Below are 21,144 nucleotides of genomic sequence, written 5' to 3'. Positions count from 1 at the left end.
AGATGACAATAAGGAAAAATATAAGCACATATTTTTATAAAAATTAAATAGCGTTATTCAAAATTGATATAAGCAGAGAAAATAAAAAAACAGGCATAAAAAAAAGCCCTCGTCATTAACAAGGGCTTTTTAAGAATTTGGCGGAAGCGGTGAGATTCGAACTCACGGAGGACTCACACCCTCGTCGGTTTTCAAGACCGGTGCATTAAACCGCTCTGCCACGCTTCCAACGAGCGCTATAATATAAATAAAAACTCAAGTTGGCAAACCTTTTATTTAACTTTTAATTCAAACGCTCAAAATAAATACAAATTAATTTAGTTTTCTGGGTTTTCGTTCTTTTCATAACGAATTGTATTGATATACCAAAGCTTTTTTCCAGATGGTGTGTGTACTTCAATCTCATCATCTACTTCTTTACCGAGCAGTGCACGAGCCATCGGCGATTCAATTGAGATATGTTGCGGGTGATGATCATAAATTTCATCGATTCCCACAATACGTAAAGTTTTTTGCTCGGCTTCTTCGTTTTCAATATCTACCCAAGCGCCGAAGTAAACCTTTCCGTCTTGCTCAGGTGCGTAATCAATGATTTTTAATTCTTCTAAACGTTTTCCTAAATAGCGTACGCGTCGATCAATTTTTCTAAGTAGCTGCTTATTGTATTGATATTATAACCCCATTGTTCAACATACTATTTTTAATATTCTATGTTGACAATTGATCAAATAATGATAAGTTCAAACTATAAAGACCCCATACTTCATACTAAATAGTATATGCCTTACGTTAAGAAAATTTATGTAAATTACAAAGATTGTTCTACTCAAACTACCTTGGTCTTGCCTTGTATCTTGACTGAGAAAGGAGTCATAATTTCTCATTTGCGCTATTTGGCTTGGTTTAATTCAAAAAGTGAATCATGGAAAGAAAGATCTTGTTATGCACTTAAACTTTTATTGAAGTATATAAATTCTGTTCCACAAATTGAGAATGCTACTAAATTACTCAAAGCTTTCACTGAAGCATTAATCACAGGCACAATTGATCCAACAACCCGTACTGATTCTCTTGATCTTTATTGGCGACCACGCACAGTCAGAGATACCAATAACCTATTATTTCATATTACCCATTACACAGATTTTCTGACGTTACAAGATGAACATTCAACAATTCGTATAAATCCATTTCGCAAAGCCACAAGTTATGAAGAACGTCTGAATTGGTGTGCTTATTATCATAAACAAGCAAATGTCTTTCTAAATCATTTAACTAAAAAAGATTTATCACAACAGCAAGTTCGTTTGGTTGGCTCATTCAATGAGGACCTGATTGATTTTGAATATGCAGTTCGTTTTCCTGAAGATCAAATTGAAAGATTGATTTACTTAGGGTTCGAAAAAAACGGAAAATACGACTATAAATCGCAAGCGATTACGATGTTGATGAATTACGGTGGACTTAGGAAAAGTGAAATTTTTCATATTTATACTTCAGATATCACATTAAATCCAAACCGTCCTCAAGAAGCTCTTGTTCGTATTTATCATCCTGAATTAGGTATGGCTCCAGATCCTCATTTCAAAAATAGACGTGAATTTCTTTTATCCCAAACATCGTTTAAACCTAGAAATAACTACCTATTTACCGAACGTTTATATGCAGGTTGGAAAAACCCATTACTTACATCTAAACAAGGTTACTTTGAGGTTGTATTTAATCCACCTGAAAAAGCTAAAGAGTTCTTATTAATTTGGGCAAACTATCTCAAATATCAGCGTATAGAACCACAGAGAAGTAATCCTCACCCTTTTGCATTTACAAATAATTTAGGTGAGCCTGAAACTATAAAAAATTTTCAACGACTGCATAAACGTGCAGTAGAGCGCATCGGATTAATTTGTAAAAAAGCTCTTGGTACGACTGAGCATGGTCATCGTCATTCATATGGGTTTCGTGCGCGTCAAGCTGGTTTAAATCAAGTCGAAATTCAAAAAGCCATGCATCATAAAAGTCCGACTTCGTGCCTTGTTTATATCAAACCAACAATTGAAGAAGTACAAGAAAAGTTGAGAGCGATTAAATGATTAAACCTCAAGTAATCAGACAAATTGAAAGTAAACGATTTAATAAAGAGTTTTCGACTTTTCCTGACTTAGATTCTTTAAAGCAATTCTGTAAAAATACAGGCATTACGAACTCAGTATCATATAAACAAAGTTACAAAGAATATGGGCTACCTGCACACCCTGAACGAATTTATGATGAATGGATCAGCTATAAAGATCTTTTTGATATCCCTGACTTCATTCCATATCAAGAGCTAAAAACTATTGTTCAACAGCATAGTTTTAAAAATGCAAAAGCGTATAAAGGCTTTGTAATTAAACAAAATGATCCATCTATCCCACTTGATCCACAAGGTAGTTATGAAGATGAATGGGAAAACTGGTATAAATTTTTAGGAAAAACAGAGCCATTTAAGCCTGATTTTATTTCACCAGACTATGTTACTTGGGCAATGAAGATCAAAGAGTTTATGGCTAAAGCCCGTGGTGGTGGAACTAAAGAAACTCAGCTTTGTCGTTTCGTCCGTCTTTATATTGAACAATTTGATAAAAGCAGAACACCACATGCTTTTCTTATACAGGAAAAATTCGATGTAAGACCCTTTCGAGATATTCTTGAAAATATAGAATCTGAACCGATGAGGAGGAAACTCGTTGTTTATGTCAATGAATTCTTAGATTACATCATTGATAATGATTTAACGATTGAAGATGAAGAAACAGGCGAAATAGTACGAGTCGATAATGCTCGAAATCCATTCTCCCTTTTACTCAATCAACAAAATATATCATCTAACTCAATCCGTTCTGAAACTACAAAGCCATGTTTACAATATCATTTCGTAAAAAAGGTCCAAGAATGGATTATGCCTGCAAATGCAAAATGCTTTCAGGATCTAGAGCATTTGCATAAGTTTGATGCAGATTGGATTAAAATCAATTTCGATCAACTAGACTTATATGATCCTGATTGTGTTTATCGTATCGTCGATAATCAAGCTTATTTGTGGTGTCCTACCGATTGGATTCATACCTATGCACTTACTAAAGTGCCATTACGTGGTCGTCAAATTGCTTATAATGACTCTGGTGAAGCTGATGAATATTTAGCTGAATTGGACCCACAAAATAAAATTATCTGGAAAAAAAATAGTTCTCCACTTTCGGGTTTAACCAAAGAACAATCGTTTATCAAAAGAATGCCTGATGGTCAGACAGGTATTTTTACCACCACAAATAAAACAAATAACAATGGGCAAGGTTACACCATTCCGTGGATATCTGAAGATTTAGCATATTGGTTAATTAGGCTACGAAAATGGCAACAAAAATATAATTCTATCTCATATCCTAGTGCTTGGATTGATTGCCAAAGAACAAATTTAAATGAGGTGCAAAGAAAAGCCAAAGGATTGAATTGTTTTCTTTTTAGGCGCTTTAATGATTTTGAACCAGCAGCTGTTTCAAATGCACTTACACCTAGGCTTGCTACGGCTTTGTTTCATATTCAACCTTCAAATTTAGTTTTAGCAACTTTAGATGGAAATGCTGCCACACTCGGAAGCTATAAATCCAAATATACGCCTCATAGTATGCGTGTTAGCCTCATTACAGCCTATGTTCTTGAAATGGGTATGCCAATTGAAATTGTGATGAAAATTGTTGGACACAGCTCTGTGATCATGTCGATCTATTATTGCAAAGTTTCCAATCATGACATTAGAACTCGATTAGAGGAAGGTGAAAAAATAGCCTTAAAATCTGAAGTCGAATCTATTCAAAGAACAATTGAGCAAAATAAAATTGAAAGTGTTAAAAACCAATTAGTTGGCAATAATATGGAGTTACTGCAAGCTTTATCTAATGAGGTTCCTGCGGGTAATTTTATTTTCAGAGATTATGGTATATGCCCTTTTGCAGCTTCAAGATGTGAAGATGGCGGAGAGTTAATAAAAAGTAGTTCATTCTATACCCCTACACCTCAAGGTTATTTAGGAACTCAAAATTGTATACGTTGTAGACATTTCATTACTGGACCCGCCTTTATTGGTGGTTTATTAGCAATTACAAATGAAATATCACTCCAATCCAATGATCAAAATAAAATATGTTCGAAACTACAAATTAAAATCAATCAGATTAATCAAAGTATTGATAATATTGAAAAAGAAGAATATATAGCCAACTTAAAGAAAGAAAAATTTGAAGGTGCAGCAAAAAGATCAAATCTCGAGACTGAACTTAGAAATTTGGAATCAGAATATGAAACTGCTGCTAAGAAATTGGATATACTTTTGTGTGATATTCAAGCAGCATATAGTCATATTACGAAATGCCACAAGCTCATCAACAGCAATCTCCTTATAGAGAGTGATGAAAAACTTTCCTTAATTACAGCCCCTAATGCTGAATTAATATTAGAAATGGAAGAAGTGAGCCATTATCAACAATTACAAGAAGTCTGTGAAAATGCAGTCATTTATAAATCTTGTAATGCAGATCAAGCTATTTATCCAAGGACTCAGCTCATTGATAAAATGGCGATATTTAATGAAATTATGCCTGCTTTATTCATGTTATCTAAAGAACAGCAACTTTCGGCAGGCAATCAAATTTTTAAATTATTGATGAGTCGTCTCAAATCTTGGGATAAAGTACAAAGTGTTATGGATGGCAAGCTTAAATTGATGGAGCTTTCTGAAACTGAACAAATTTCAAAATCAGAAATTGAACTCATTCTACATAATTCACCAACATTGATTGAGGCTAGTCATGAATCCTGAAGAGTTATTAAATAAATTAAAACATGGCTCATCTCTAAAAATTCAGCAGTCGCTTGATGCAATCTATGATGTATGTATTGAGCAACAGGAACGCGGAATTCAGGATTTTTCTGTAAGTACAATTGCTAATTTAGGATTTAATCGAGGTGTTCCAAAAGCACAAAGTATCAGGAATAAGACAGGTGAAAAATATAGAGTACTGATTCAATGTTTTGCAGATGCTTCATCACAGACGGCTAAATTGACAAAACCATCTCAGACAGACAATGCATGGATTGAAGAGATTCAAAATCCAAAACATCAGTTGCTTGTACGCATTATGGCATCTGAGCTTAAAGAAGCTCAGCAAATGATCCGTGAGATCATTCCACCAAAGCAAAGGATTGATATTTATGATCATAAGAATATTATACCCAAAGAATCTTTTAAGCTTTCTGATCAAGAAGTACGGGCATTACAATATTTACTGTCTACTGATTTTCAAAAAAAATGGAATTTAAAGCCTACCCATTTTGGTGAACTAGTCGATGAGTCTAATAAGCCAGTTTTTAAAATTTCAACATTAGATGCCTTGCGCAAAGCTTTGGAGTATTTGTCTTGAATCGTAAATTATTAACGGCTGAAGGTTATCAACGCTTACAAGATGAGTTAAATGATTTAGTTCGAAACGAACGCCCTGAAATTACGAAGATTGTTTCATGGGCAGCAAGTCTTGGTGATAGATCTGAAAATGCTGATTACCACTATAACAAAAGAAAGCTACGTGAAATTGACCGTAGAATTAGATATTTAACTAAACTTTTTGAAGTAGCTCATAAAGTAGAGTATAGCCCTGAACAAGATGGGAAAGCTTATTTTGGTGCATGGGTTGAATTAGAAAATGATGAGGGGGAAACAATTAAATTTCGAATTGTAGGTGATGAAGAAATCTATGGTCGTAAAGATTATATTTCCCTTCAATCACCTATAGCAAAAGCTTGCTTAGGAAAATCTGTAGATGATGAAATTCAAGTACAAACACCGAAGGGTAAAAAAAGTTGGTATATTATAAGTATAGGATATTACTAAAATAGTTAGTTTTGGATCCCCTTTAGATTCGAGCTAGAAAAAAAGTATCTTGATTAATCTAGAAACTGTTTTAATTCGAACATCAGTATTTTTTGAAATCACGATGAGCCCACTTTTAGACAACTCAATTGTATGAATAAACTCATCAAAGTAGGAAAATTTTATTTTTGACAAATCATAATAAATATCGCCAAAAATACTTTCAAAATCTAAAATTGCATTTTGAGTTGAGGAAACATCTAATGAACCTTTAGAGTTCTTAGACAGAGGCAATTCATTAAATCTTGCCTTAAAAACCTGAAACTGATTTAACTCTCTTGCCTTAACCATGAGATTTTTCAGATTTATTTGCTTATTTTTAAATGCTATTTTTGTTTTCAAACAAGAGGAAATAAAATCAACAAAATATTTCGTATATTTATTTGGTTCATTTATAACAAGAAATAATCTATCATCAATCTTGTAGAAATAGAAATCTTGATATAGATAATAATCAAATGAAATTAGTGTCTCTTTTCCATCTTTATCTATTGTTTTCTCAACACGTTTCATTTCTTTGTAAAAAGTAGCGGTCAGAATACTAGAATCAAACTTAATATTTAGAAAATTATTAATATTCTCCTTAATTAAATCAGCAATCAATTCATCAAAAGTTATTTTAAAGCTACACTCCCAAATATGAAATTTCATTACCCACCACTCCCAGTGTTTTCTAAACTAGAATTATCATCCTTTTTTAAAATTTTAACTTTTAACGGTTTAGAAGTTATTGAGTTTATTAAACTTATGCCATTATTAAATACTATTTTATTAAGCTCCAAATCTAAATTTTTTGGAAGTGAATTAGGTGTTTTAGCAAATTTATCCTCCTTTTTCTTATAAAAACCTTTTGTTATAAATGAAAAGTTACTTCTACCATCTTCATCATAAGTAACTTTGATAGATAATCTATATTTATCTGAATCACTTATCGAAGAATCAATACAATCCCAGTTAAATCTATATAAGCGATATCCATCATCCAACTTAGCCATAAAATCTTCAGATAAATGAAGTTGGTTTCCTCGATAAGATGCACTTATAAGTTTGTAGGTTCCATCATCTTCATCATCAGCATTACGGCTCGGATCTTTAAAAAGAATTTCAACCACATTTGTACGATGAAATTTATCCAATTTTGCTGTTAATTCATCAAAAAATTGCCAGTAAAGATCTGGGCTTGTTAAACCAATTAAGTCAATTTTATCAATATTTAAATCACTATCATGTTCTTTTAACGTATTAATTACTGATTCACTCCAAGTTATCATTTCTGGAGTAGAAGGATGTTCTAAATAAAATTGTTCTGTATTTTCAACTTTTTTAAATGTTAATACTGACTTCTTGACCTCCTTTTGTGCAAACAATTGTTTTTCCGGATGAAATTTCTCATATTCAAACTCAAGAGATAGAGTATCTCCATTAATTGTTTGAGACACATTTTTTAATTGTATATTGGCCAAATCTTTTTGTAAGGATGATTTTATAGATGAAAAAATTGGAGTTAAATCTTCAACTTCTAATTTTGTATTCAAATTAGTGGAGCTAATATATTCAGACCTTTCAACTTTACTATGTTGGGAAGATATAACCTCAAAATCATCAAAACTATGCATAAATGAGGAGAAGTAATCAGCCTTATTTTCCCTAGTGGTTTTTCCTCCTAGAATGATACCTCTTTTTAAAAAAAGAGTATTAATAACAGACTCAGATACTTTACCAGTACTTAATGCACTATATATATTATAATCATTAGGTATATTATATGATTTACTCATTTATCAATCCTTAATAGGTGATCTATCAATTTTTTTATTGCAAAAAACTTTTTGTATTATTGTGACTTCATCGAATTCAATTTTATTAAATATTGACCTCATACTGTCACTGTAATCCCACATAACACAATATTTTTCAATTGCTGAAATAAAGTTTTGCTTGGCTGTAGTAGCCTTATCCCTCGTACAATGTCTGATACGAGTTATACAGTTTTCAGCAATTAACTCATACATCATTAAGGTTTCAATCAAATATATAAACTCATCAACGGTATTACCCATTTCTTTGTAATATATGATATTTCCTCTACTTTTATGTACTGGAGTAGAAGTACCAGGTTCTGACGGATTTGGTATAAAATCAGTATAATTATCATAGGCCATTATAAAAAAAGGGCCACTTATCAATTCTATCGTAGCTGGGCATTCCTGTGGCGTAAACCTACTTTTAAATCTCTGCCTAGTCGGGTAAAAGAATGAAATAGGTGCATATGCATCTGAAAGTGGAACCTTTTGCTCCGACCTCAATATATTCAAATCATGTCTAATTGATAAAATATTGTCTATCAATAAGGGATCCATTACATGGAGTTTCAAGTTAGCAGGTACATTTAAATCTTTTAAATGAAATCTTTGTGGTGCTCTTTTACCAGTATGTGGTGGATTAGGATAGTCATATATGTATGAAAAAAAAGGTTTATCAAATTTCCCATCATGGTTATATATAAAAAGCAGTCCTCTTATTTCATAACTACCTTCAATACCGTAACGCTGTCTCCATTCATCACTAGCTAAACTACAAACAGTCCCTTTAGTGATACTAGTTAACCATTCTTTAACTGATGCGGGACCAATTGACTTTGTTTCATAACTTTTTAAATCTGTATTTAAATAAACTCTCTTATTTTCATATGGATCCTCATAATAAATTACTAAATCGGTGGGATGCGTTTTATCATCAGTTTCTTTGGCTCCATCAAAATGTTTAGTTTTCATTAAACATGGAAAATTCAAATCATTCTCTGGATGAATAGTCCATTTTAGAAAATCTCCAATTTCTTTTGTAATTAAATTTGCCAATTCAGCAATTCTGATTGTTTCCGCCATTATTTTTTATCCCTGATTCAAACTTTCACTAATTACTAAATTAATCTGTTCTTCCAAACTACGTCCAAACTCATCTTGCTTTTTAGCCATCAAGAATAGTCGTTTGCCCTGACTGTCCTTAGCCCATTGCTTACCAATAGCATTTTTCACTCGAGCATCATCAGCAGTATCTAAATGACCACCTTTGTACTCTAAAACAAAAATAGAACCATCGACCAACTCAGCAACAAAGTCAGGATAAAAATAGTCTTTTTCAGTTGGTAGCCAAAAAGAATATTGTAGTTGCTTAGGAATATTTCTCACCCAATATTTTACTTTAGGGTGTAAGTCTAAAAGTTGAGCACATTGGAACTCTTCAGAAATATTACCACTGTCTGTTTTTTCCCTTAGATCATCAATTTGAGCATAAAAATGCTTCTTGAATTTGAAACTCCCACGATAAGGTTTCTTAGCAGGATACATACCACGCTTAAATTCAAAACTATTTTCGAGTTTAGACTCATTAGCTACCTGTAACTGGCTAAATAAATCTCCCTGAAAAGCCTTCTTACGAGCCAGTTCAAATAAACGATCCAGTTCATTTGAAACTGCAAGTGACAATTGGAACTGAGCACGATGCAATTGAGTTAGAGAGAAATTTCGTACATTCAGCAAATAACTAATCAGTTTCGTTAGATAAGTCCGTAATTGACGTTGTGTTAAACCTTGACGTCTTACTTTGCGATCCAGCCAGTTTAGTAAATCATTTTCAGTGATGAGTGTTGGCATGTCAGAAAAATGAATTTGTTGGCTACCTAATTGTCCATACTTTAATTCTTGATCTTCAATATTTAGATCAATTTCAAAACTGTTTACAGTTTCTCTGATATTAAAGCCCTCAAGCTGCACAGGGAAATCAAGTAGATTCCATTCCACAGAGTCTTCAATCGTTTCTTTATCAGCAACTTGCCATTCATCATCTACAAATAAACCTAATTGCGGAATCAATGCAAATGTCGCATTCCAGTTTTCAGGTGCTTGATAAGCTTGACGTTCCGCACGAGCATCATTAAAAGCTTCTTTGACTTGTGCTTTTTGCTTCGGAGTTGCTTGATCAACAACAGCCTGTTCAATTTGATCAAATTCTTCGTCAGTTGTACCTTTGTTGATAACTAAAGATGTACCTTGACTGTTATCTAATGTTTGAATTGAAGGTTTTAATTCAGTAGGAATAGTGTCTACCTTTACCTCAAATGGTACAGAAATAATAACTTCTGGTGTAGGCTTAGCTCCTCCACTACCTATTTGACCTAGATCTAATTCAGGTTGAGGATTAACGACAATAGCTGTGTCTGCTTCCCATTTATTAAAGCCCATATTCTGCACCATACGGTCTTTAAGTAGCATGGTTGCTTGAGCTATAGAACTGGAAATAACATGGGCATATGCTTTGTTCAGCTCATCGTTTTGACGTAATTTTGCGTAAGGCATACGCAAAACACGTCCTAATAGCTGCTCAACATCAGTAGCTGAGTTAATGTTTTGCAAACTTGCCAATACATAAGCGAAAGAACAATCCCAACCTTCTTTTAAAGCCTCTACCGTGATTACAATCTTCACTTTACTTGTAGGACTAAACAGATTTTCATCTTCAAGTTCTTTGGTTTGCCCTGTAGAAATTGCAATCCAATCCTCAGTTATATTTTCATATTCGCTTAATAAATGCTGTTTTACAACATCTACGTTAGCTTCACCATTTTTATCTTGAGCTTGGATCAATAAGATTGGGCGAATATATTCTTTTTCGCCTTGAGCTAACACCTCTAATTTTTGGCGTTGAATGAGCGCATCACGAATACAATCTTGCCAACTATGAGGATGTTCAGTAAGTACAACAGGAAGCTTGATCATTTCAGCGACTTTTAGTTCAGCAGCCGATACTGAATAAAGTACATTATTATCTTTGGGTGTAGCTGTTAGTTCCACCAAGCAACTTGGATTTAATCGCTTTAGTGTAGGGAAAAATGTCTTACCACCACGGTTTTTATGTGCTTCATCAACAATGATGATTGGTCGATGCAAATTAAAGAAATTAACTAATGAGTGTTTAACACGTCCAATATCCTTTTCAGTCAAGAAAGGCTGATATTGCAATGTATCTGCTGTAACCCGGTCCATATCTTTGGTCTGAAAATCTGTTAAACCAGTGAAATGTTCACTCAAAGATTCATCAAAAGCGTAGGCATTACGTTGGAACGTCTTTTCTCTATCAATATTAAAAATCTGAATCGTAGTTACTATCACAATACATGATTGATTAACATCATGTTTATTTAATGTTTGTAAACTTTCAATATCACAAATTTTTAATTTATCACCATAGTAACTTTGCAAAGCTTGTCTATAAGGGTGGGTTACATCTGACAAAGCTGCGAGTGTCTGCTGACGAATCATATCGGTTGGAACAAGCCACAAAACAATAGGAGTATCCGTACTTACATAATTTCGAGCAGCGATAGGAATACTATGAGATGCAAGTAATGTTTTACCACCACCTGTAGGAACACGCAGACATACGCTTGGAATGCCTTCTAATCGGTCGTTATATTGTATATTTTCGCCCACACACTGCTTAAAAGCTTTTTGTGCCCCAAATGATGCAGCCAAGGTAAAAAATTGCTCTAAGGCTTCTAAAGACTGATTTTGATAATTTTTTAATTGAAGTGACATGAATAATCCTTACTTAGCCTTATTACCATAGAGTGAATATGGAATTTGTTTAAACTCAATGTCTAGAGCTTCAAGTCGAGCATCTCCTATTCGTTTTGCTTCACCAATAATCACTCGTTTACCCTCATGGGCATGACATTCATTTAAATATTTTAATATAGGGAAAGTGAGGACATTTCCACCATTTGGACGTCTGTCACCTAAAATACCATTATAAAGAAGATAGTAAGCCACACCATCATGTGTACCTAAATAGGGATTTTCAAAGCTGTTTGTTTGATTTAGTGCTGTTTTGGTGTCGAGCCACCAAACATAGCTCGCAAGGTCTTTAAACTTAACATCAGTATTTAAAAAACCTTGGTCATCAAACACTACATTGCCTAGACTGTAGAAGCTAAAACCTCCACCACCTTGCCAGTTTAAAGATTTTGAGATACCACCTTGCTCACCTTCAATGACTTTTTCAAGACGAGGAATAACATGAGTTTTAGCATGTTCACCCATTTCGATGCCGATATAACGTCTTCCCATTTTATGGGCAACAGCAGCAGTAGTGCCTGAGCCTAAGAAGGAATCTAAAACTAAATCCCCACGTTTGGTCGAAATTTCAAAGATTCTTTTTAATAGTTGTTCTGGTTTTTTCCCTCTACTAAAATCAACACTACCTTCATTAGCGATATCTGCTTTTGGAATATCTTCGTGTCGCCAGAAATTTGTTAAATTATTATATTTTACTACTTGATCACCTTGAATATCAGCCGTATCTTTTAACCATGAAAATAGTTCTGCATTGTAATAAAAGAGTTCAGTTTCTACTCCTTCATACTTACCACGGCTAGGCGTATATACTACGGAATAAAGTTTCTTCTTATCCATCTCAGAAACAAGATCCTTCTGAAATGAATTTTCTTTTTGAATCTGATTCGTTCTGAAAAGAGTTTCAAAATTTTCCATAATAGCTGAATTTATTTCACTCTTTCTTTTTTCATAATCTTTCAACGAAATTGATTCGATTACAAAATCATCATATTCATATACCTGTACAGGTAATCCATTAGATTTAGAAACAAACTCTCTTATTAATTTTTTTGTGCCTACTTTGCCTAGATATTTGTTATACCTTTTAAGAGTCTTCAGATCAATTTCATAAGAGTTTTTAACATCATGACTTAATATTTTATTACGCTTATAACAAAGGATGTGCTCTGTAGTATCTACAATAAATCCACCTTGTCCAATACCTGCAGCAGATGATCGTTCATAAGCTATGTGGGAGACAAAATTGCTACGTTTAAAAATTTCATCACATAACACTTTTGCATAGTGAATTTCACTATCATCCAAAATCAACCAAAATAACCCATCATCAGCTAATAACTCTTTTATAAGCTGTAATCTGGTATACATCATTGAAAGCCATTGAGCATGCTCTAATTTATCATCGTAGTATTCAAAAGCTTTTTGTGTATTGTATGGTGGATCAATAAAAATACACTTCACCTGACCACCATAAAGTGGTAGCAATGCTTTTAATGCCTGTAAATTATCACCTTGAATAATTAGGTTTTCTTTTGCCTGTTCAGCATCACCATATGATTTTTCGAATTTTAAAAGGTGATATGGAACTTGAGTTGCTGTTTCTTCAGCTTGGTTTCGATTAACCCAATCAAGTAAAGGCATAACATCACTGAATATAAGATAAAAATTGACTTAATCTTATCAAAAATGCCTCAATGAATGGGTAATTGAGGCTCTAATTTTCAAAAATTTTCTTCTTCATTTTGCATTCCAACTGCTTCAACCCATAAAGCTAAGATTTCATCAGGGGTAAATTTATCCCATTTTTCATAATTACCAATAATATCTTTAATAACAAACATTTCAATTTCTGAAAATGTCCAGTTTTCAGGAAGGCTTCTTGAGAATTTTGGTTGTTCATTCTTTTTTTCTAAATGATCTAAGTACGATGAAATTTTATTACCAAACACAAGATCTTTTTGGAATTTCGCATTTGGATCATCGGAATGCTCTAGATCATATAGTCTCGAAGCTGACATTTTGCTTTGATAAGACAGTAAAGACAGAATATGTTGTAAATCAAACTTCCTAAGCATCCTTATTAAATCTAATTCAAGAGCATTATTCTTTTTAACTGGTATTTTTCTATAGGAACTCACGTAATCAAGCAATCCGTAGACTTCCTTTAAACGCTTATTTATAATGAATTTTTCTAAATCTTTACAATCTTTTATGTTTAATTTTGAAACAATGATTTCTTCATACAAAGATTCAATCCAATCATCAATGGTTTGGTATTTTTCAGGAAGTACCACTGTAATTTCAGAATTAAAATTTAAATGTAAAAAACTATTAACCTCTTGTCTAAGCTCTTTATTTACATGTTTCTCATATTTAAAAATGATTAGTCTAAGCGCATTCTGTTTTTCTAAAAGTTCATCATTAGATTGGTTTTTTAAAATATAACCCTTTTTTATAATGGTTTGCAGTACAAATTCCACACCATTTGCTTCTACTGCTAAAAATGAATCCCAATCAATTTTCTTAACAATATTTTCTGAATTTAAATTGACCTTAGAAAGTAAACAATGAATAAAAATTTTTTCTAGATATGTTAATTCCTGTGTTGGATAGATAACTTCAACATCTTTCTCTTTGGACAAAAAATTTTGAAAATAGTGAATGTATTTTTTTATTTGTAATTCAATAGCTTTTATTCTACATGGTTCACAGATTAACTTTTCTTTAAAAAAATAACCTTTATCAAAATCAATGTCTTTACGTTGATCAACTTTAAAAATCTTTTCACAAGCTCCACATTCTAATTTTTTTTTAAAAGCTAAATAACCAGTTTTTTTAGCAATCTTTTGAACTGTATTTATGGATTTTAACTCATATTTAATCATCAACTCTTTCAGTTTATAGACAAATTGGCGTTGTGAAAAATCACTAAACTCCCAATAATCATAAAAAAGCTCAAGATTGAAGTCTTCATTTTCAGGTAGAGTTATCATTTCATATGGTAGTGGATCTGATAAAGCTGTTTGTAATTCACTCATTGATAAAATCTTAATTACAAAAAATTATCTTTACCATGATTTTTTAAGGCTAACAATGGGGTTCAAAATTGTGATATATTATCAATATGTAATAGTATATAAAATTATAATTTAAAATAGTATAAAAAGAAAGGTTATATCTGATAATCCGCATTTTCACTACGGTCACCTAAGCTTGCAGCCCAATTCACTTTCTTGGTGATTTCTGGTCGTTCTTCATGCCAAAGTTGTTTTAATTCAGCAACTAATTTGTCATGCCCTGACCGAGTAATTAAGTTAGATTTCATGATTAAAAACCACTGTTCAACAACATATCGCTTACAAGATGTAGCATTTTATACCCTATTTTCTCATATCAGAAGTGTATAAATTTTCTTCCTTAAGAAATTCATGTGTTTATGATGATATATCGAATATTTAATTGTACGAAATTTGACAATACTTTTTTTCAATACTATGATGCGCGCAGATTAAATGTTGAGCATTTTTTAACCTTTTAGAAAACTATGTAGATTTTCTACACAGTTTGTTTTTTTCATTTCATGTCATTTTGAATGACGTCATGACTGCCCACCCCTTATTGAATTTATCAACTTTTAGAAGTTATGGCAGCTTATTGTCTGACTTTTTGGGCATAAATTATCTGTAGCGGAGACAACATGCACAGTAATTCAAGTTCAGGGTCGAGGCTTTGCCTTAACTCTTTATTTTCTTCTCTCCCGTTAAAAGCACTTGCACTCAGTACTATGCTTTTTCCATTTAGTATTAATGCAGGAAAAACCCTACAGTACAATACTGTAGTAAACACAAATACTCTAACTGTTGTTGCGGTAGAAAGCCCGACAACCGTTTTCAAAGAAGATCAGTTTTTACATGGTTTTGGTTACGACTTAGCCCGTAACTATGCACAGACCCTTAATGTAAAGCTGGACTTTAAAATCGTGGCAGACAATGCCACTGCACTTAGATGGGTTCAGCAAGGTAAAGCAAACTTTGCCATGACGACCGCTGGTTTAAGTACCATCGAGAACAAAGGTTTGATGTCTTTTTCTGCAAGCTGTGGTGACACAGTCGATTTGCAAAAAAATGGTTTAAATCCTGAGTTAAGCTGGGTGTTTAAACAAGCCGATGACCCGCTCACCCAGACCGCTAGTGGCTATGTATGCCAAAGTAAGCAAAATGGTGTGACTCAGCAACTCGCTTCTTTCTATAACCGCAATGTGGTGAAACCAGAGTCTTGGTCAACCATTCAACGTGACTTAACGACGCGTTTACCGATTTATAAAGCGAGCTTTAAACAAAGTGCAGCTAAATACGATCTCGACTGGCATTTACTTGCCGCAATTGGTTATCAAGAATCATATTTAAAGCCAGAATCTGTTTCTCCCACAGGTGTTCGTGGCTTAATGATGCTGACCAATAGCACCGCTCGAGCAATGGGTGTGAGCAATCGTAGTGATCCAGCTCAAAGCATTCAAGGTGGCGCGAAGTATTACGACCAGATGTTAAGTGAATATGATGATATTCCTTTCCCTGATCGGAACTGGTATGCGCTGGTGGCCTATAATATGGGACCAGGTGCGGTAAACCAGATTCAGAAGCGCTTGCAAGCACAAGGGAAAGATCCGAACCAATGGGTTAATCTCTACGATTATTTGCAAAGTAATAAAACGCGTAATGGTCGATATAAGCAAGCGGTTCAATATGTCACTCGTATTCGTGCTTATCTTGAACATATCAAAACAGCGCAAACACGAATCAATATCTAATTTTATTATTTAAAAGTTGATAAATTCTTTGTTTGTGTGAATAAAAAGCTTACCTCTTGGGGTAAGCTTTTTATATGAATTCTTTTAGATTTAAGCTGTATGCTCTAATACTTTCTTAAATAAATCTTTTTGTTCTTGGCTTGGCTTAGCTGTTTGTAAAGCCATTAATTGAGACATATCGCCTTGAACTTTAATTTTACCAGTCATGAATGCCTGCATAGCAGCAGCCATATCAAACTCTAAGAATACTTTACGTAAAGTTTCAGCATCCATATTTAAAGTTGTTTTGGCATTTGAAGACAAACCTTTTTGGATTTTACCCCCATCTAAAGCTAATTCGGTATTTCCAGAAGCATCTGTAACTACTAAATTAATTGCCAAATTCGCAAGAGCAGGTGGCAAATTAAGATCCCCTGCTTCAGCAGTTAATTTTTCGACAGTAGCAAACCAATCTTCAGTTAAAAATGCAGGCATGATTCTTCCTCAAATTTATTTGTTCAATTTCTCTAGTTGTCTATCCAGACAACATCATGTGAAGCAATTCTGCTTGAGCGTTGTTATAGCATGTAATTTAAATTTAGGGCTATGACTTTTTGTACGGAACATTCATTTTTTAGTATTTTGATACATTAAAGGCACTTGTTGATAAAGTGCCTTTAACATTGTCTATATCTAGTGTTTACTCAGCAGCAAAGCTTAAGTTCACGACATCTAAACGGTTTTTAAGCTCTTCCGGATCTTTAAAATCTAGCTCGCGCTGAGAATCTAAAGCTTCGAAATCGAACAATTCACGGTCCGCTAACTGAGACGGCGATACGTTTTGTAACGCACCGAAAATGCTGTGTAAGCGTTTCGGATATTGTTTATCCCAATCACGTAGCATTTCATTAAGCATGGCACGCTGTAAGTTTTCCTGCGAACCACAAAGGTTACATGGAATAATTGGGAACTGACGTAACTCGGCATATTTGATGATGTCTTTTTCTTCAACATATGCCAATGGACGAATCAGAATATTCTTCTTATCTGATGATAAAAGCTTTGGAGGCATCGCCTTTAAGCTACCACCATGAAACAGATTTAAGAAGAACGTTGCAAGGATATCATCGCGGTGATGTCCTAAAGCAACTTTAGTCGCTCCAATTTCTTGTGCAAAGCCATATAAAGAACCACGGCGTAAACGTGAACATACTGCACAGTAGGTTTTACCTTCTGGCGTTAAACGTTTGGTAATGGTGTAGGTATCTTTTTCTAAAATGTAATATGGAATGTTATTTTCTTCCATATAACGAGGTAAGACATCTTCAGGAAAGCCGGGTTGCTTTTGGTCAAGGTTAACTGCAACAACATCAAAATTGATTGGTGCAATACGTTTAAACTGCAACATGATATCGAGCAAGGTATAACTGTCTTTACCACCAGACACACACACCATGACCTTATCGCCCTCTTCAAGCATATTGAAGTCACGAATAGCATGTCCAACTTGACGGCGAAGCTTCTTGAGCAAACGGTAATAGGCCGAGCTTGTTGGAAGTTCAGGCTTAAAATTAAATCCCTGATTGGACTCAACTGGCGCGTACATAGACGAGATATACCCATAAATAAAAATACCGCGCAATTTTATATGATTCGGAAGAGAATCGCACCAAAAGAATAGTTTCAATTCTTGAAGCCGTCACATTGCTCATGCATGATGCAAAAGTCGTGCTCTATTTTGACTGAAGCGTTCAAAAATTGTGCAAAGTGCTTACTTTTTGGACTTTTCCACAGTTTTCCACAAAACCTGTGGATAAAATTGTGGATTTCTTCGTACTTGACAAACTGTTTAGACCTTCTGTTAAGGGTTTTATTTAAATTGATCATTTTTTAACCAATGTTTTTTACCCTTAAATATCAACATGTTATTCAAGTCAATAGAATCATTTTAAAAATAATTTTTAATTTTTTTTGATGAGCATTCGAACAAAACAGCTTGATTTTTTGAAAGAGTCGAAATAAAAAAAATTACACAAAAGTTCTTTCTGTAATATTTTTTGATAAACTCTTCGACAAGTTTTGAATATCTTAAAATTGTGAATAACATAAAATGAAAAAACCGGTTCAATTTCTTTTTTCTTGTTTACTGGGGATGACTACTTTTTCGGTCGGCATAACGTCGAGCTCAGCAGGTCAAATGTATGTCTACCAAGATAAAAATGGTAGTACATTGCTGACTAACCGAAAAAGCTATGATCAGTCACTTAAAAAAGTAAAAATGACGTATTACCCTGACAGTAATATTCATAGTTATACGAACTGGGGAGCATCAGAAGCTTCTGTTCTGCCAAGCTACAATAAAAATAAAAATGCTTTTGACCATATTATTAAACAAGCTGCTCTACAGCATGGTGTATCTGAAGGCTTAATTAAGGCTGTCATGCATACCGAGTCAGGATTTAATGCAAATGCCCGTTCTCCTGTGGGAGCGCAAGGTCTTATGCAACTTATGCCGGCGACTGCACGTCGATTTAACGTGACCAATGCCTTTGATGCTCAGCAAAATATCTTTGCAGGTGCAAAATATTTAAGCTGGTTGCTCAAGCGTTTTCGTGGCAATACGCAAATGGCACTTGCTGCTTACAATGCTGGTGAAGGAAACGTTGATAAATATGGCGGCATTCCACCTTTTCGTGAAACCCAAGATTACGTGCGCCGTGTAACGAGCCGATATCAAAACTTATATTCATCTGGTTCAGGTTTTTCATCTTTTTCCAATAGTTCTAATACTTCAGCTCAAGTCACCTCTCAACCTTCTAATTTAGTGGAAAACACAACAGCTCAAATTGCAGCACCAGCTCCTAAATATTCCAATTCTCGTCAAATTGTGACTTTATCAAATGGCACATTTACTGATGCGCCTACAGGTACTTATGTCACAAACAACGCCACGGCAACTGCACATATTCGAATAGAATAAGAACGTTTACTGACGGTTTATTCCGTCAAGTTTCTGTGCTTTAAATTGTAATGATCTATTACCTGATCCTTACCATTTAGGCGATTTTAGCCAATAATTCTTTAAATTTAGGTACATTCTGCAACATGAAAGAATGTATCAATTCCTTATTTTTTTTCTTGAATTTTTCCCCTAAGCCCCGCATATTAGCTGGATGATTTAAAATTTGTAAATCAGATAACATTTTATTTATAAGAGGATTTTCTCAATGATGCGGATTGGTTTGTTTTTGCTTACCAACCTCGCGGTACTGGTTGTAGCTGGCATTATTTTGTCACTCTTCGGTGTCGGTAGTTACCATGGCGCGGGTGGCTTGAATCTAGGCAACCTTTTAGTGATCTGTTTTGTGTTTGGTATGGTGGGATCTTTAATCTCGTTATTCATGTCAAAATGGATGGCTAAGAAAACGACTGGTACAGAACTGATCGACCCGAATGCTCCTCGTAACCAAGCTGAAAGCTGGTTATTGCAAACAGTCGCTGAACTTTCTCAACGTTCTGGTATTAACATGCCAGAGGTTGGTATTTTTCCATCATATCAATCCAATGCCTTTGCAACAGGCTGGAATAAGAATGATGCCTTAGTTGCCGTTTCATCTGGTCTACTTGAGCGTATGAACAAAGATGAGCTACGTGCTGTGCTTGCGCACGAGATTGGTCACGTTGCGAATGGTGACATGGTTACCCTAGCACTCATCCAAGGTGTCGTGAACGCCTTTGTTATGTTCTTTGCTCGTGTAGTCGGTGATTTTATCGACCGTAATGTTTTTGGTCGTCAAGATGATCAAACCCCAGGTATGGGTTATTTCCTCATTACGATGGTATTAGATATCGTCTTTGGTATTCTCGCTTCTGCGATTGTGATGTGGTTCTCTCGTTATCGTGAATACCGTGCTGATGAAGCAGGTGCGCGTTTAGCAGGTAAACAAGCAATGATTTCTGCATTATTACGTCTACAAGCTGAGACAGAAATGCCAGATCAAATGCCAAAAGAAATGAAAGCTTTCGCGATTGCGGAAGGTAAAGAACAAGGCTTCAGCTTAGCTGCTTTGTTCCAAACCCACCCAACAATTGAACAACGTGTGGCAGCTTTACATCAATTAGATTGCCCATAAAACGTTTAACGTGAAGAAATAAAGCCTCCAACTGGAGGCTTTATTTTTATTACATGGTTTGATAGAGACCCCAAAGATAACTTGCACCCCACCAAACAGCGAAGCCAATTAAAAGCAGTACAAACGCACCTAATAAATCAGGTATATGCAACCATAACCAACTCACCACAGGATTACGCCAGAAGGCTGAGTGTTGCTGCTTCTTTTCGAGCTTTTCATGCAAATATGGATGAACAACATGAATATCGCTTTGAATCGCATATTCTTCACGTATGTGCGTATGCACCACATCTAAGGCTTTTCTACTAGGCCGTATAAAAATATCAAAAATAGTCCCTGCAACTGGAACAAAACCTACTACAGCATCGACAACTGCAAGTTTGATAACTGGAGTTAACTTGTGTTGTGGTACACCAATCTGTTTAGCCTTATAAATCGCATAACACGTCAGCACAAAACCAGCGACATCACCAGCAATTGGAATCGTGCTCAGCGCAGCATCGGCTCCAATGCCCTGCTTCGTAAAAGGAATGCGTACTGCGCTATCCATCATGGTGGCAAACTTGGCAAGGTCTCGTTCTAATGCGATGACCTGTTGCTCTGTTAATTTTTTTTCTTGAGGCATCTAAA

The 21,144-nt window shown here is 34.5% G+C and carries 16 protein-coding genes, 1 tRNA gene and 2 pseudogenes; 7 read left to right on the top strand and 12 right to left on the bottom strand.

The window, feature by feature from the left end:
- Positions 1-138 precede the first annotated feature (138 nt).
- Positions 139-228, bottom strand: a tRNA-Ser gene (locus FY048_RS00325).
- An 89-nt stretch (positions 229-317) separates the two neighbouring features.
- Positions 318-671: pseudogene (locus tag FY048_RS00320) on the bottom strand (GreA/GreB family elongation factor); the annotation flags it as partial.
- 108 nt (positions 672-779) lie between these two features.
- Between FY048_RS00320 and gmtY the strand changes: the two are divergent.
- From gmtY to greB, 4 genes are read left to right on the top strand one after another with little or no spacing between them, the layout of a single operon-like run.
- Positions 780-2,090, top strand: coding sequence for a gamma-mobile-trio recombinase GmtY (gene gmtY, locus FY048_RS00315; RefSeq protein ID WP_446089723.1), 1,311 nt, complete (start codon positions 780-782; stop codon positions 2,088-2,090).
- Positions 2,087-4,855: a gamma-mobile-trio integrase GmtZ gene (gene gmtZ / locus FY048_RS00310; protein ID WP_446089722.1), complete on the top strand. Its 2,769-nt coding sequence runs from the start codon at positions 2,087-2,089 to the stop codon at positions 4,853-4,855. The genes gmtY and gmtZ overlap by 4 nt, the downstream gene beginning before the upstream one ends.
- Complete coding sequence (gmtX, locus tag FY048_RS00305; protein WP_446089721.1) at positions 4,845-5,456, top strand: gamma-mobile-trio protein GmtX; 612 nt, start codon at positions 4,845-4,847, stop codon at positions 5,454-5,456. Before gmtZ ends, gmtX begins: the two co-directional genes overlap by 11 nt.
- Positions 5,453-5,923, top strand: coding sequence for a transcription elongation factor GreB (gene greB / locus FY048_RS00300; protein ID WP_446089720.1), 471 nt, complete (start codon positions 5,453-5,455; stop codon positions 5,921-5,923). Before gmtX ends, greB begins: the two co-directional genes overlap by 4 nt.
- A gap of 33 nt (positions 5,924-5,956) precedes the next feature.
- Here greB and FY048_RS00295 read toward each other — a convergent pair whose 3' ends face one another.
- The 7 genes and pseudogenes from FY048_RS00295 to FY048_RS00265 form a co-directional block, all read right to left on the bottom strand.
- Entirely contained in the window at positions 5,957-6,613 is a 657-nt protein-coding gene (locus tag FY048_RS00295) for a hypothetical protein (protein ID WP_446089719.1), read from the bottom strand.
- Entirely contained in the window at positions 6,613-7,740 is a 1,128-nt protein-coding gene (locus FY048_RS00290) for a hypothetical protein (protein ID WP_446089718.1), read from the bottom strand. The genes FY048_RS00295 and FY048_RS00290 overlap by 1 nt, the downstream gene beginning before the upstream one ends.
- A 3-nt stretch (positions 7,741-7,743) precedes the next feature.
- A complete protein-coding gene (locus FY048_RS00285; protein WP_446089717.1) occupies positions 7,744-8,847 on the bottom strand; it encodes a hypothetical protein in 1,104 nt (367 codons plus the stop codon).
- Positions 8,848-8,853: 6 nt separating this feature from the next.
- Positions 8,854-11,556 (bottom strand): DEAD/DEAH box helicase, encoded by a 2,703-nt coding sequence (locus FY048_RS00280; RefSeq protein ID WP_446089716.1) that lies wholly within the window; start codon positions 11,554-11,556, stop codon positions 8,854-8,856.
- 9 nt (positions 11,557-11,565) lie between these two features.
- Entirely contained in the window at positions 11,566-13,236 is a 1,671-nt protein-coding gene (locus tag FY048_RS00275; RefSeq protein ID WP_446089715.1) for a site-specific DNA-methyltransferase, read from the bottom strand.
- Between the two features lie 80 nt (positions 13,237-13,316).
- Entirely contained in the window at positions 13,317-14,633 is a 1,317-nt protein-coding gene (locus FY048_RS00270; protein WP_446089714.1) for a hypothetical protein, read from the bottom strand.
- 140 nt (positions 14,634-14,773) lie between these two features.
- Positions 14,774-14,920: pseudogene (locus tag FY048_RS00265) on the bottom strand (transcription elongation factor GreB); the annotation flags it as partial.
- 372 nt (positions 14,921-15,292) lie between these two features.
- Between FY048_RS00265 and FY048_RS00260 the strand changes: the two are divergent.
- Positions 15,293-16,402 carry a transglycosylase SLT domain-containing protein gene (locus FY048_RS00260; protein WP_446089713.1) on the top strand — a complete coding sequence of 370 codons (1,110 nt, stop codon included), beginning with the start codon at positions 15,293-15,295 and terminating at the stop codon, positions 16,400-16,402.
- Between the two features lie 90 nt (positions 16,403-16,492).
- On the opposite strand, the gene FY048_RS00255 is transcribed toward FY048_RS00260, so the two are convergent.
- On the bottom strand, positions 16,493-16,876 hold the full coding sequence (locus FY048_RS00255; protein ID WP_002118641.1) for an SCP2 sterol-binding domain-containing protein: 384 nt from the start codon (positions 16,874-16,876) through the stop codon (positions 16,493-16,495).
- 205 nt (positions 16,877-17,081) lie between these two features.
- Positions 17,082-17,987, bottom strand: a complete 906-nt coding sequence (ttcA, locus tag FY048_RS00250) for a tRNA 2-thiocytidine(32) synthetase TtcA (protein WP_003650120.1) — start codon at positions 17,985-17,987, stop codon at positions 17,082-17,084.
- A 504-nt stretch (positions 17,988-18,491) separates the two neighbouring features.
- On the opposite strand from ttcA, the gene FY048_RS00245 reads away from it, so the two are divergent.
- Both FY048_RS00245 and htpX read left to right on the top strand, forming a co-directional pair.
- Complete coding sequence (locus tag FY048_RS00245) at positions 18,492-19,361, top strand: lytic transglycosylase domain-containing protein (protein ID WP_446089712.1); 870 nt, start codon at positions 18,492-18,494, stop codon at positions 19,359-19,361.
- Between the two features lie 247 nt (positions 19,362-19,608).
- On the top strand, positions 19,609-20,514 hold the full coding sequence (htpX, locus tag FY048_RS00240; RefSeq protein WP_446089711.1) for a protease HtpX: 906 nt from the start codon (positions 19,609-19,611) through the stop codon (positions 20,512-20,514).
- 49 nt (positions 20,515-20,563) lie between these two features.
- On the opposite strand, the gene FY048_RS00235 is transcribed toward htpX, so the two are convergent.
- Positions 20,564-21,139: a DUF4112 domain-containing protein gene (locus FY048_RS00235; protein ID WP_013197011.1), complete on the bottom strand. Its 576-nt coding sequence runs from the start codon at positions 21,137-21,139 to the stop codon at positions 20,564-20,566.
- Positions 21,140-21,144: the final 5 nt, after the last annotated feature.

This window comes from Acinetobacter sp. 1124_18A, assembly GCF_052824995.1.
This window is presented reverse-complemented; position numbering and strand designations above follow the sequence as displayed.